Genomic DNA, 13,230 nt, shown 5'->3' on the forward strand with positions numbered 1-13,230 from the left:
TGATTGTTAGGGGCTCTTCAGTGTGAAAAAAAGCCGTGAATAGCCAACGACCTGTAAACCTAGACCTAAGGACCATCAAACTCCCCATCACCGGCGTTACGTCGTTCCTGCACCGTGTTTCCGGCATCATCCTGTTCCTGGGCTTGGGCATCATGCTTTATGCATTGAGCAAATCCCTGGGTTCCGAGGAAGGTTACGCCGAGGTGAAGGCATGCTTGACCAGCCCGCTGGCCAAGTTCGTAGCATGGGGCCTCCTGTCCTCTCTTCTGTATCACCTGGTAGCCGGTGTGCGCCACTTGATCATGGACATGGGCATCGGTGAGACGCTGGAAGGCGGCCGCCTGGGCTCGAAAATCATCATCGCCATTTCCGTGGTGCTGATCGTTCTGGCAGGAGTTTGGATATGGTAACCAGCGTAACGAATCTGTCGCGTTCGGGCCTCTATGACTGGATGGCACAGCGTGTGTCTGCGGTCGTTCTCGCGGCTTATTTCATTTTTCTGATCGGATACCTCGTCGCAAACCCGGGCATCGGCTATGAGCAGTGGCACGGCCTGTTTTCCCACAATGCGATGCGAATCTTCAGTCTGCTGGCCCTTGTAGCCCTGGGCGCACACGCCTGGGTTGGCATGTGGACCATCGCGACCGACTACCTGACGCCTATGGCGCTTGGCAAGTCCGCGACTGCAGTACGTTTCCTCTTCCAGGCAGTATGCGGCGTCGCGATGTTCGCTTACTTCGTCTGGGGTGTGCAGATTCTTTGGGGTATCTGATTCATGGCTAACATTCCAACTATTTCATTCGACGCCATCATTATTGGTGGCGGCGGTGCGGGCATGCGCGCTGCTCTGCAGCTGGCCCAGGGTGGTCACAAGACTGCCGTGATCACCAAGGTGTTCCCGACGCGCTCCCACACCGTATCGGCCCAGGGTGGCATCACCTGCGCCATCGCCTCCGCCGACCCGAACGATGACTGGCGCTGGCACATGTACGATACCGTCAAGGGTTCCGACTACATCGGTGACCAGGACGCTATCGAGTACATGTGTCAGGAAGGCCCGGCCGCAGTGTTCGAGCTGGACCACATGGGTCTGCCGTTCTCGCGTACCGAGCAAGGTCGTATCTACCAGCGTCCATTCGGCGGGCAGTCGAAGGATTACGGTAAAGGCGGGCAGGCTGCCCGTACTTGCGCTGCGTCCGACCGTACCGGTCACGCGCTGTTGCACACCCTTTATCAGGGCAACCTGAAAGCCGGTACCACGTTCCTGAACGAGTACTACGCTGTTGATCTGGTGAAGAACGGCAAGGGCGAGTTCGTCGGCGTGATCGCCATCTGCATCGAAACCGGTGAAACCACCTACATCCGCGCCAAGGCTACCGTGCTGGCGACTGGCGGTGCAGGCCGTATCTACGCCTCGACCACCAATGCCCTGATCAACACCGGTGACGGCGTCGGCATGGCACTGCGTGCTGGCGTACCGGTGCAAGACATCGAAATGTGGCAGTTCCACCCCACCGGCATCGCCGGCGCCGGTGTACTGGTCACCGAAGGTTGCCGTGGTGAAGGTGGTTACCTGATCAACAAGCACGGCGAGCGTTTCATGGAGCGTTATGCTCCGAACGCCAAAGACCTGGCTGGTCGTGACGTCGTGGCCCGTTCGATGGTTAAAGAGATCATCGCCGGTAACGGTTGTGGCCCGAATGGTGACCACGTACTGCTCAAACTCGATCACCTCGGTGAAGAAGTGCTGCACAGCCGCCTGCCAGGTATCTGCGAACTGTCCAAGACCTTTGCTCACGTTGATCCAGTGGTTGCTCCGGTTCCGGTTGTTCCGACCTGCCACTATATGATGGGCGGCGTACCGACCAACATTCACGGCCAGGCGATCACCCAGAATGCCGAAGGCGTGGACGAGATCATCCATGGTCTGTTCGCGGTAGGTGAAGTGGCTTGTGTATCGGTTCACGGTGCCAACCGCCTGGGCGGCAACTCGTTGCTCGACTTGGTAGTGTTCGGTCGCGCGGCCGGCCTGCATCTGGAAAAGGCGCTGACCGACGGCATCGAATACGATGACGCCACCGACGCCAACATCGAAGCGGCCCTGGCGCGCCTGAACGCTCTGAACGAGCGCACAGATGGCGAAGACGTGGCAACCCTGCGTCGCGAGCTGCAAAACTGCATGCAGAACTACTTCGGTGTGTTCCGTACCGGCGAATACATGCAGAAAGGTATCGCCCAGTTGGCTGACCTGCGCAAGCGTATCGCCAACGTCAAGATCAACGATAAGAGCCAGGCGTTCAACACCGCTCGTATCGAAGCCCTTGAGCTGCAAAACCTGCTGGAAGTGGCTGAAGCGACGGCGATCGCCGCCGAGGTTCGTAAAGAATCCCGTGGTGCTCACGCTCGTGAAGACTTTGAAGATCGCGATGACGAAAACTGGTTGTGCCACACCCTGTACTTCCCGGGTGACAAGCGCGTAACCAAGCGTGCCGTGAACTTCTCGCCGAAGACGGTGCCGACGTTTGAACCGAAGATTCGGACTTACTAAGGGTGGCTGCCATGTTGAAAGTCAGTGTTTATCGCTACAACCCTGATCAGGACGCTGCGCCGTTCATGCAGGAGTTCCAGGTCGATACCGGTGGTAAAGACCTGATGGTGCTGGATGTACTGGCACTGATCAAAGAGCAGGACGAAGGTTTCTCCTATCGTCGCTCTTGCCGTGAGGGTGTTTGCGGCTCCGACGGCATGAACATCAACGGCAAGAATGGCCTGGCGTGCATCACGCCGCTGTCTGCTGTTGTCAAAGGCAACAAGCTGATCGTTCGTCCTCTGCCAGGTTTGCCGGTTATCCGTGACCTGGTCGTCGATATGAGCATCTTCTACAAGCAATACGAGAAAGTTAAGCCGTTCTTGCAGAATGACACGCCGGCTCCGGCCATCGAGCGTCTGCAATCCCCGGAAGAGCGCGAGAAGCTTGACGGTCTGTACGAGTGCATCCTGTGTGCTTGCTGCTCGACGTCGTGCCCGTCTTTCTGGTGGAACCCGGACAAATTCCTGGGTCCAGCTGCACTGCTGCAAGCGTACCGCTTCCTGGCAGACAGCCGTGACACCAAGACGTCCGAGCGTCTGGCTTCGCTGGATGACCCGTTCAGCGTATTCCGCTGCCGCGGGATCATGAACTGCGTCAACGTATGCCCCAAAGGCCTGAACCCGACTAAGGCCATTGGTCACATCCGTAACATGCTGCTGCACAGCGGCGTGTAACTGACGTTGTAGTAAAGCAGGACCGTTGTGCCCGTAAATGCTGCGGCGCAGGCTTCAACCGGCGCCGTAGTTTTAACTTGAGCAGCGACTTACAAAGCCGCGGCTCTTATTTTGAAGAAATGAGACAAGCAGGGGCATTCGGGTTGGTACCCGAACTATCAGCGTGATCCTAAGTGGCTTGTTTTGGTCGCTGCACTTGGCCTTTTGCAAGCAAACTCGGTGTATTCGCCGGTGGTGTCCCCAAAATGAGGGTGACCAAGCATGCAAGAAAGCGTGATGCAGCGCATGTGGAACAGCAGCACCTTAGACGGTGGTAATGCTGCCTATGTGGAAGAGCTCTATGAGCTCTACCTGCACGACCCTAACGCTGTGCCAGAAGAATGGCGCACCTATTTTCAGAAGTTGCCTGCAGACGGTAACGCTGCCACCGATGTATCGCACGCAACAATTCGCGATCAGTTCGTGCTGCTGGCAAAGAACCAGCGCCGCGCCCAACCGGTTTCCGCCGGCAGCGTGAGCAGTGAGCACGAGAAGAAGCAAGTTGAAGTACTGCGACTGATCCAGGCCTACCGTATGCGTGGCCACCAGGCAGCCCAGCTTGACCCGCTGGGGCTGTGGCAGCGTCCTGCACCTGCAGACCTGTCGATCAATCATTACGGCTTGACCAATGCCGATCTTGATACGACCTTCCGTGCCGGCGACCTGTTCATCGGCAAAGAGGAAGCGAGCCTACGCGAAATTCACGAAGCGTTGCAGCAGACATATTGCCGCACCATCGGCGCTGAATTCACGCACATCACCGATTCCGAGCAGCGCCAGTGGTTCCAGCACCGCCTGGAAGGCGTGCGTGGCCGTCCGGTCTTGTCCGCCGATGTCCGCAGCCACTTGCTGGAGCGCGTGACCGCGGCCGAGGGCCTCGAGAAATACCTGGGTACCAAATACCCGGGCACCAAGCGTTTCGGCCTGGAAGGCGGCGAAAGCCTGATTCCGATGCTCGACGAGCTGATCCAGCGTTCCGGTTCCTACGGCACCAAGGAAATCGTGATCGGCATGGCTCACCGTGGTCGCCTGAACGTGTTGGTCAACACCTTCGGCAAGAACCCGCGCGAGCTGTTCGACGAGTTCGAAGGCAAGAAGAAGGTCGAGCTGGGTTCCGGTGACGTCAAATACCACCAGGGCTTCTCGTCCAACGTGATGACCACCGGCGGTGAAGTTCACCTGGCCATGGCGTTCAACCCATCCCACCTGGAAATCGTTTCGCCAGTGGTCGAGGGTTCGGTACGTGCGCGCCAGGATCGTCGTAACGATGCCACCGGTGAGAAGGTTCTGCCGATTTCCATCCACGGTGACGCGGCATTCGCCGGTCAAGGCGTGGTCCTGGAAACGTTCCAGATGTCGCAGACTCGCGGCTTCAAGACCGGCGGTACCGTTCACATCGTCATCAACAACCAGGTCGGCTTCACCATCAGCAACCCGTTGGACGCGCGTTCCACCGAGTACGCCACCGATGTTGCCAAGATGATCCAGGCGCCGATCCTCCATGTGAATGGCGATGATCCGGAAGCCGTGCTGTTCGTGACCCAACTGGCAGTCGACTACCGCATGCAGTTCAAGCGTGACGTGGTGATCGACCTGGTTTGCTACCGCCGTCGCGGTCACAACGAAGCGGACGAGCCAAGCGGCACCCAGCCGTTGATGTACCAGCAGATCACCAAGCAGCGCACCACCCGTGAGCTGTACGCCGAAAGCCTGACCAAGGCCGGCGTGGTTGACGATGCGCGTGTTCAGGCGAAAGTCGATGAATACCGCAACGCGCTGGACAATGGCCTGCATGTAGTGAAAAGCCTGGTCAAGGAGCCGAACAAAGAGTTGTTCGTTGACTGGCGTCCGTACCTGGGCCACACCTGGACTGCACGTCACGATACATCCTTCGATTTGAAGACGTTGCAGGAACTGTCCGCCAAGCTGCTGGAAATTCCCGAAGGCTTCGTCGTACAGCGCCAGGTGGCGAAGATCTACGAAGATCGTCAGAAGATGCAAGCCGGCGGCCTGCCGATCAACTGGGGTTACGCCGAAACCATGGCGTACGCGACCCTGGCGTTCGAAGGTCACCCGATCCGCATGACCGGCCAGGACATCGGCCGCGGTACGTTCTCGCACCGTCATGCGGTATTGCACAACCAGAAAGACGCGGGCACCTACATCCCGTTGCAGAACCTGTACGAAGGCCAGCCACGTTTCGACCTGTACGATTCGTTCCTGTCCGAAGAAGCCGTACTGGCGTTCGAATACGGCTACTCCACCACCACGCCTAATGCGCTGGTGATCTGGGAAGCCCAGTTCGGCGACTTCGCCAACGGTGCCCAGGTGGTTATCGACCAGTTCATCACCAGCGGCGAGCACAAGTGGGGCCGCCTGTGCGGTCTGACCATGCTGCTGCCACACGGTTATGAAGGCCAGGGTCCGGAGCACTCTTCGGCCCGTCTGGAGCGTTACCTGCAATTGTGCGCCGAGCACAACATCCAGGTGTGCGTGCCGACCACTCCGGCGCAGATCTACCACTTGCTGCGTCGCCAGGTGATCCGCCCGCTGCGCAAGCCGCTGGTCGTGCTGACTCCGAAATCGCTGTTGCGTCACAAACTGGCCGTTTCGACCCTGGAAGATCTGGCCCAAGGTTCGTTCCAGACCGTGATTCCAGAGATCGATACACTGGACGCCGCCAAGGTCACTCGCCTGATCCTGTGCAGCGGCAAGGTCTACTACGATCTGTTGGAAAAACGCCGTGCCGAAGGCCGCGAAGACATCGCCATCGTGCGTATCGAGCAGCTTTACCCGTTCCCGGAAGATGACCTCATGGAGATCATCGCGCCTTACACCAACCTCACGAACGTGGTGTGGTGTCAGGAAGAACCGATGAACCAGGGCGCCTGGTACAGCAGCCAGCATCATCTGCGTCGCAGCATCGGCAACCACAACAAGGCCTTGGTCCTTGAGTACGCCGGTCGTGATGCTTCTGCTGCACCTGCGTGTGGCTATGCGTCGATGCACGCCGAGCAGCAGGAAAAACTGCTGCAAGATGCTTTCACTGTTTAACGCCTTCGCGCTGACTGAAACCGAATTTTAAGGACCTACAGATAATGGCTATCGAAATCAAAGCCCCGTCATTCCCGGAATCGGTTGCCGATGGCACCGTTGCCACCTGGCACAAGAAACCAGGCGAGGCCGTCAAGCGTGACGACCTGATCGTCGACATCGAGACTGACAAAGTCGTACTGGAAGTGTTGGCCGAAGCTGACGGCGTGCTGGGCGCGATCGTGGCTGAAGAGGGCGCTACCGTTCTGTCGAACCAGGTACTGGGTTCGATCGAAGAGGGCAGCGCTGCTGCAGCTCCTGCTCCTGCCGCCGCTGCTGCTGCACCGGCTGCTTCGGCGCCTGCCGCTGCACCGGCAGCCGGTGGCGAAGATCCAATCGCTGCACCAGCTGCGCGTCAACTGGCTGAAGAGAACGGCATCAACCTGGCTTCCATCAAGGGCACCGGCAAAGACGGCCGCGTGACCAAGGAAGACGTGGTTGCTGCGGTTGAAGCCAAGAAGAACGCTCCGGCTGCCGCGCCTGCCAAGGCTGCTGCTCCAGCGGCTGCTGCCCCGGTGTTCGCTGCCGGCGACCGTACCGAGAAGCGCGTACCGATGACTCGCGTGCGTGCCACCGTGGCCAAGCGCCTGGTTGAAGCGCAGTCGAACATGGCGATGCTGACCACGTTCAACGAAGTCGACATGACTGAAGTCATGGCCCTGCGCTCCAAGTACAAGGACCTGTTCGAGAAGTCCCACAACGGCGTGCGCCTGGGCTTCATGTCGTTCTTCGTGAAAGCGGCCACCGAAGCACTCAAGCGCTTCCCGGCAGTCAACGCTTCCATCGACGGCGGCGACATCGTTTACCACGGCTATGCAGATATCGGCGTTGCCGTGTCCAGCGACCGTGGCCTGGTAGTTCCAGTGCTGCGTAACGCCGAGCTGATGAGCCTGGCCGAAATCGAAGGCGGCATCGCCGGCTTCGGCAAGAAAGCCCGTGACGGCAAGCTGACCATCGACGAGATGACCGGCGGTACCTTCACCATCACTAACGGTGGTACCTTCGGTTCGATGATGTCGACGCCGATCGTCAACCCACCGCAAGCCGCGATCCTGGGCATGCACAACATCATCCAGCGTCCGATGGCCATCAACGGCCAGGTCGTGATCCGCCCAATGATGTACCTGGCATTGTCTTACGATCACCGCCTGATCGATGGTAAAGAAGCCGTGACGTTCCTGGTGACCATCAAGAACCTGCTGGAAGACCCGGCTCGCCTGCTCCTGGATATTTGATTGGAGCAGCTTCAAGTTGCGAGCTGCAAGCTGCAAGTAAACGCAGTTTGGCTTGCAGCTTGTGGCTTGACGCTTGAAGCTAATAGAGGATCTATTTCATGACACAGAAATTTGACGTTGTAGTGATTGGTGCAGGCCCTGGCGGCTATGTTGCCGCCATCAAGGCTGCGCAACTGGGCCTCTCGACTGCTTGCATCGAAAAGTACACCGACAAGGAAGGCAAACTGGCGCTGGGCGGTACCTGCCTGAACGTTGGTTGCATTCCTTCCAAGGCGCTGCTGGACAGCTCCTGGAAATTCCACGAAGCCCAAGACGGCTTCGCGATCCACGGCATCAACCATGCTGGCGTGACCATGGACGTGCCAGCAATGGTCGGCCGTAAAGCCAACATCGTCAAAGGCCTGACTTCCGGCGTTGCCACCTTGTTCAAGGCCAACGGTGTGACTTCCATTCAGGGTCACGGCAAGCTGCTGGCCGGCAAGAAAGTCGAAGTCACCAAGCCAGACGGTTCGGTTGAAGTCATCGAAGCCGAAAACGTGATCCTGGCACCTGGCTCGCGTCCAATCGACATTCCGCCTGCCCCAGTTGATAACAACGTGATCGTTGATTCGACCGGCGCCTTGGAATTCCAGGCTGTGCCTAAGCGCCTGGGCGTGATCGGCGCTGGCGTAATCGGTCTGGAACTGGGTTCGGTATGGTCCCGTCTGGGCGCTGAAGTCACCGTGCTGGAAGCCCTGGACACGTTCCTGCTGGCGGCCGACACTGCAGTCTCCAAAGAGGCGCTGAAAACCCTGACCAAACAAGGTCTGGACATCAAGCTCGGCGCCCGTGTCACCGGCTCCAAGGTCAACGGCGAAGAAGTCGTGGTGACCTACACCGATAAAGACGGCGAGCAGACCATCACCTTCGACAAGCTGATCGTTGCCGTTGGTCGCCGTCCAGTGACCAACGACCTGCTGGCTTCCGACAGCGGCGTGAACATCGACGAGCGTGGCTTCATCCACGTTGACGATCACTGCGCGACCACCGTACCGGGCGTATATGCGATCGGCGACGTGGTTCGTGGCATGATGCTGGCCCACAAGGCTTCCGAGGAAGGCATCATGGTCGTCGAGCGCATCAAGGGTCACAAGACCCAGATGAACTACGACCTGATCCCGTCTGTTATCTACACCCACCCGGAAATCGCATGGGTCGGCAAGAACGAACAGCAGTTGAAAGCTGAAGGCGTTGAAGTTAACGTCGGCACCTTCCCGTTTGCCGCTTCCGGCCGTGCCATGGCAGCCAACGACACCGGTGGTTTTGTCAAAGTCATCGCTGATGCCAAGACTGACCGCGTATTGGGCGTCCACGTGATTGGCCCAAGCGCTGCAGAACTGGTTCAGCAAGGCGCGATCGGTATGGAATTCGGCACCAGTGCCGAGGACCTGGGTATGATGGTCTTCTCCCATCCGACCCTGTCCGAAGCGTTGCACGAAGCAGCGTTGGCAGTGAATGGCGGTGCCATCCACATCGCCAACAAGAAGAAGCGCTAAGCGAGATAATAAGAAACCACGGCGGAGTTGCCCGTCGTGAGCCTTGCGCGCAAGACTCACCGCGGAATATCCGCTGGACGCAGCCTTGCGCAGCTTTACGGGCCATAAGCCCCGCAAGTTGCGCAAGCAGCAGTCACAGGTGGCGCGGCACTCATAATGAGCGCAGCGCCGAATGCGCAGTACCTAACGAAGACGGTAAAAAGCATGAATCTTCACGAGTATCAGGGTAAGCAGCTGTTCGCTGAATACGGCCTGCCAGTTTCCAAGGGCTACGCAGTAGACACCCCGGAAGCAGCAGCAGAAGCTTGCGACAAAATCGGTGGCAGCGAGTGGGTTGTCAAAGCCCAGGTCCACGCCGGTGGTCGCGGTAAAGCGGGCGGCGTTAAGCTGGTTCGCAGCAAAGAAGACGCCAAGGCCTTCGCACAGCAGTGGCTGGGCAAGCGTCTGGTGACTTACCAGACTGATGCCAATGGCCAGCCAGTCACCAAGATCCTGGTTGAATCGTGCACTGATATCGCTAAAGAGCTGTACCTGGGCGCTGTCGTTGACCGTTCGAGCCGTCGCATCGTGTTCATGGCTTCCACCGAAGGTGGCGTGGACATCGAGAAAATCGCTCACGAAACCCCAGAAAAAATTCTGAAGGCCACTATCGATCCACTGGTTGGCGCACAGCCGTTCCAGGGTCGTGAACTGGCGTTCCAGCTGGGTCTGGAAGGCAAGCAAGTTGCCCAGTTCGCCAAGATCTTCGTAGGTCTGGCCAAACTGTTCCAGGATCACGATCTGGCCCTGCTGGAAGTGAACCCGCTGGTGATCAAGGCTGACGGCGACCTGCATTGCCTTGATGCCAAGATCAACATCGACGCCAACGCCATGTACCGTCAGCCTAAGCTGAAGACTTTCCACGATCCGTCGCAAGACGATCCGCGCGAAGCGCACGCTGCCAAGTTCGAACTGAACTACGTAGCGCTGGAAGGCAACATCGGTTGCATGGTCAACGGTGCTGGCCTGGCCATGGGTACCATGGACATCGTCAACCTGCATGGCGGCAAACCAGCCAACTTCCTCGACGTAGGTGGTGGCGCTACCAAGGAACGCGTTACCGAAGCGTTCAAGATCATCCTGTCCGACTCCAACGTCGCTGCAGTACTGGTCAACATCTTCGGCGGCATCGTTCGTTGCGACATGATTGCCGAAGGCATCATCGGTGCAGTGAAAGAAGTTGGCGTTAAAATCCCGGTTGTTGTTCGCCTTGAAGGTAACAACGCTGAACTGGGCGCTAAAGTACTGGCAGAAAGCGGTTTGAACATCATCGCGGCTACCAGCCTGACCGACGCTGCTCAACAAGTTGTCAAAGCTGCGGAGGGCAAGTAATGAGCGTCCTGATCAATAAAGACACCAAAGTTATCTGCCAGGGTATTACCGGTTCGCAAGGTAGTTTCCACACCCAGCAAGCCATCGAATACGGCACCAAGATGGTTGGCGGCGTAACTCCGGGCAAAGGCGGTACCGAGCACCTGGGCCTGCCAGTGTTCAACACCGTGAAAGAAGCGGTAGAAGCCACTGGCGCCACTGCCAGCGTGATCTACGTTCCAGCTCCTTTCTGCAAGGACTCGATCCTGGAAGCGGCATTCGGCGGCATCAAGCTGATCGTGTGCATCACCGAAGGCATTCCTACCCTGGACATGCTGGACGCTAAGGTTAAGTGCGACGAGCTGGGTGTAGTCCTGATCGGCCCTAACTGCCCAGGCGTGATCACTCCAGGCGAATGCAAGATCGGCATCATGCCAGGTCACATTCACTTGCCAGGCAAGGTCGGTATCGTTTCCCGTTCCGGCACCCTGACCTACGAAGCTGTGAAGCAGACCACTGACGCCGGTTTCGGTCAGTCGACTTGCGTCGGCATCGGCGGTGACCCGATCCCAGGCTCGAACTTCATCGATATCCTGAAGCTGTTCCAGGAAGACCCGAAGACCGAAGCGATCGTGATGATCGGTGAGATCGGCGGTTCGGCTGAAGAAGAAGCGGCTGCCTACATCAAGGCACACGTGACCAAGCCGGTTGTTTCCTACATCGCTGGTGTGACTGCCCCTGCGGGCAAGCGCATGGGCCATGCTGGCGCAATCATCTCTGGCGGCAAAGGCACTGCAGACGAGAAGTTCGCTGCACTGCAAGACGCAGGTGTGAAAACCGTGCGTTCGCTGGCAGACATCGGCAAGGCCCTGGCCGAGCTGACCGGTTGGGCTGTCAAGTAAGCCTCGCGCTTAGCTGACGCTTCACCACACAAAGGCCACCTTCGGGTGGCCTTTGTGCATTCTGAAATAGAGTGAGGATGTACTTGGTCCCGTGTGGGAGCTGGCTTGCCTGCGATGCAGGCACCTCGGTGCATCAGACACATCGAGTCGATGCCATCGCAGGCAAGCCAGCTCCCACAGGGGCCAGCATTGCCCAATTAAGTATGAAAACGCGACATTCAAATGTCGCTTATCGGACAGTTCGCCCCGCAACAGTGCGTTTGTCAGCCTGATTCTGTACTCTAGCCGCCTCTTTATGCGTCCGCATCCCAAAAGGAAGCTGCGCGCTAGACCGGTCGGTCCCCATAAGGGCCGGCAGCATTTCCCTCATCCATAGGGAAGCCCTCTCTAAATTCCGATTCAGTAGTGTGGTATTTCCTCAAATGAAAGTGTTGAAAAGCCAGGATATCCTGGCGCTGGGCTTTATGACCTTTGCCCTGTTCGTGGGCGCTGGCAACATCATCTTCCCGCCTATCGTGGGTTTGCAGTCCGGGCCCCATGTCTGGATGGCGGCGCTTGGCTTTTTGATCACCGCGGTCGGTTTGCCGGTGGTCACCGTGATTGCCCTGGCCAAGGTCGGTGGTGGCATGGATGCGCTGAGCAGCCCGATCGGCAAGATCGCCGGTGGCCTGCTGGCGGCGGCGGCGTACCTGGCGGTGGGGCCGCTGTTCGCTACCCCGCGTACTGCGACCGTGTCATTCGAAGTGGGCCTGGCGCCACTGACCGGTGAAAGCCCGTTGGCGCTGTTCCTCTACAGCTCGGTGTATTTCCTGGTGGTGTTCTTTGTGTCCCTGTACCCAGGTCGACTGCTGGACACCGTGGGCCGCTTCCTCGCGCCGCTGAAGATCATCGCCCTGGCCATCCTCGGCATTGCCGCGTTTGCGTTGCCGGCCGGTGAAGTGGGCGTCGCTACGCCGGAATACGTGGCCGCACCGTTCTCCCAGGGCTTTATCAATGGTTACCTGACCATGGATACGCTGGGTGCGCTGGTGTTCGGCATCGTGATCGTCAACGCGATCCGTTCACGGGGTGTCGAGTCGCCCCAACTGATCACCCGTTACGCCATTATCGCCGGCCTGATTGCCGGCGTGGGCCTGGCGCTGGTGTACATCAGCCTGTTCCGCCTGGGTTCGGGCAGCCATGCCGTGGCTGCCGGTGCCAGCAACGGCGCAGCCGTACTGCACGCTTATGTGCAACACACATTCGGCTCCCTGGGCAGCGGCTTCCTCGCCGTGCTGATCTCCCTGGCGTGCCTGGTCACTGCCGTCGGCCTGACCTGCGCCTGCGCCGAGTACTTCAGCAAAATCCTGCCGCTGTCCTACAAGACACTGGTGGTGATTCTGGCGTTGTTCTCGCTGTTCGTGTCCAACCTGGGCCTGACCAAACTGATCGCGTTCTCGATTCCGGTGCTTACAGCGATCTACCCGCCGTGCATCGTGCTGGTAGCCCTGAGTTTCTGCAAAGGCTTCTGGCAGGAACAGGGCCGTATCGTCGGCCCGGTGATGTTGGTGTCATTCATCTTTGGTTGTATCGACGCACTCAAGGGCGCGGGCCTGGCGGGTTGGATGCCTACACAATTGGCAAACTTGCCGCTGAGCGAGCAAGGCTTGGCGTGGTTGGTGCCATCAGTGATGACGCTGGTGGTGGCCGTGGTGATCGATCGTATGCTGGGCAAGCGTAGCGAAGCCGTCGCATAACCCGCGGTTTGTGCTGCACTGAAATGCCCCGTATCAAACGATACGGGGCATTTTTTTTGAGTCGATGGCAGTGTCT

Annotated in this window: 10 protein-coding genes; all 10 read left to right on the forward strand. The window is 58.5% G+C overall.

The genetic code is table 11. The features are described from left to right. Nucleotides 1-35: 35 nt before the first annotated feature. The gene (sdhC, locus tag E4O97_RS14180) at nucleotides 36-410 is read left to right on the forward strand and encodes a succinate dehydrogenase, cytochrome b556 subunit (RefSeq protein WP_003190005.1); all 375 of its coding nucleotides are present in this window, start codon (nucleotides 36-38) and stop codon (nucleotides 408-410) included. Beyond that, nucleotides 404-772, forward strand: a complete 369-nt coding sequence (sdhD, locus tag E4O97_RS14185) for a succinate dehydrogenase, hydrophobic membrane anchor protein (RefSeq protein WP_003172805.1) — start codon at nucleotides 404-406, stop codon at nucleotides 770-772. Before sdhC ends, sdhD begins: the two co-directional genes overlap by 7 nt. A gap of 3 nt (nucleotides 773-775) precedes the next feature. Further along, the gene (gene sdhA / locus E4O97_RS14190) at nucleotides 776-2,548 is read left to right on the forward strand and encodes a succinate dehydrogenase flavoprotein subunit (RefSeq protein ID WP_005786572.1); all 1,773 of its coding nucleotides are present in this window, start codon (nucleotides 776-778) and stop codon (nucleotides 2,546-2,548) included. 11 nt (nucleotides 2,549-2,559) lie between these two features. After that, entirely contained in the window at nucleotides 2,560-3,264 is a 705-nt protein-coding gene (locus E4O97_RS14195) for a succinate dehydrogenase iron-sulfur subunit (RefSeq protein ID WP_005786573.1), read from the forward strand. A 261-nt stretch (nucleotides 3,265-3,525) separates the two neighbouring features. Beyond that, nucleotides 3,526-6,357, forward strand: a complete 2,832-nt coding sequence (locus E4O97_RS14200) for a 2-oxoglutarate dehydrogenase E1 component (RefSeq protein ID WP_216090962.1) — start codon at nucleotides 3,526-3,528, stop codon at nucleotides 6,355-6,357. Between the two features lie 44 nt (nucleotides 6,358-6,401). Continuing rightward, complete coding sequence (gene odhB, locus E4O97_RS14205) at nucleotides 6,402-7,631, forward strand: 2-oxoglutarate dehydrogenase complex dihydrolipoyllysine-residue succinyltransferase (RefSeq protein WP_032877091.1); 1,230 nt, start codon at nucleotides 6,402-6,404, stop codon at nucleotides 7,629-7,631. 98 nt (nucleotides 7,632-7,729) lie between these two features. Next, the gene (gene lpdA / locus E4O97_RS14210; protein ID WP_005786578.1) at nucleotides 7,730-9,166 is read left to right on the forward strand and encodes a dihydrolipoyl dehydrogenase; all 1,437 of its coding nucleotides are present in this window, start codon (nucleotides 7,730-7,732) and stop codon (nucleotides 9,164-9,166) included. Between the two features lie 204 nt (nucleotides 9,167-9,370). Next, a complete protein-coding gene (gene sucC / locus E4O97_RS14215; RefSeq protein WP_003190011.1) occupies nucleotides 9,371-10,537 on the forward strand; it encodes an ADP-forming succinate--CoA ligase subunit beta in 1,167 nt (388 codons plus the stop codon). Then, on the forward strand, nucleotides 10,537-11,418 hold the full coding sequence (sucD, locus tag E4O97_RS14220) for a succinate--CoA ligase subunit alpha (protein WP_248161554.1): 882 nt from the start codon (nucleotides 10,537-10,539) through the stop codon (nucleotides 11,416-11,418). The genes sucC and sucD overlap by 1 nt, the downstream gene beginning before the upstream one ends. Nucleotides 11,419-11,840: 422 nt before the next feature. Further along, nucleotides 11,841-13,154 carry a branched-chain amino acid transport system II carrier protein gene (gene brnQ, locus E4O97_RS14225; RefSeq protein ID WP_005786584.1) on the forward strand — a complete coding sequence of 438 codons (1,314 nt, stop codon included), beginning with the start codon at nucleotides 11,841-11,843 and terminating at the stop codon, nucleotides 13,152-13,154. Nucleotides 13,155-13,230 lie beyond the last annotated feature (76 nt).

Origin of the sequence: Pseudomonas sp. W15Feb34, assembly GCF_023127765.1 — a bacterium.
Taxonomy (GTDB): Bacteria; Pseudomonadota; Gammaproteobacteria; order Pseudomonadales; family Pseudomonadaceae; genus Aquipseudomonas; species Aquipseudomonas synxantha_A.

What these genes read in the sequence shown, in the direction of transcription:
- sucD (WP_248161554.1), top strand. Translation starts at nt 10,537, where the DNA reads ATGAGCGTCCTGATCAATAAAGACACCAAAGTTATCTGCCAGGGTATT.
- E4O97_RS14195 (WP_005786573.1), top strand. Translation starts at nt 2,560, where the DNA reads ATGTTGAAAGTCAGTGTTTATCGCTACAACCCTGATCAGGACGCTGCG.
- sdhD (WP_003172805.1), top strand. Translation starts at nt 404, where the DNA reads ATGGTAACCAGCGTAACGAATCTGTCGCGTTCGGGCCTCTATGACTGG.
- sucC (WP_003190011.1), top strand. Translation starts at nt 9,371, where the DNA reads ATGAATCTTCACGAGTATCAGGGTAAGCAGCTGTTCGCTGAATACGGC.
- lpdA (WP_005786578.1), top strand. Translation starts at nt 7,730, where the DNA reads ATGACACAGAAATTTGACGTTGTAGTGATTGGTGCAGGCCCTGGCGGC.
- sdhA (WP_005786572.1), top strand. Translation starts at nt 776, where the DNA reads ATGGCTAACATTCCAACTATTTCATTCGACGCCATCATTATTGGTGGC.
- brnQ (WP_005786584.1), top strand. Translation starts at nt 11,841, where the DNA reads ATGAAAGTGTTGAAAAGCCAGGATATCCTGGCGCTGGGCTTTATGACC.
- E4O97_RS14200 (WP_216090962.1), top strand. Translation starts at nt 3,526, where the DNA reads ATGCAAGAAAGCGTGATGCAGCGCATGTGGAACAGCAGCACCTTAGAC.
- odhB (WP_032877091.1), top strand. Translation starts at nt 6,402, where the DNA reads ATGGCTATCGAAATCAAAGCCCCGTCATTCCCGGAATCGGTTGCCGAT.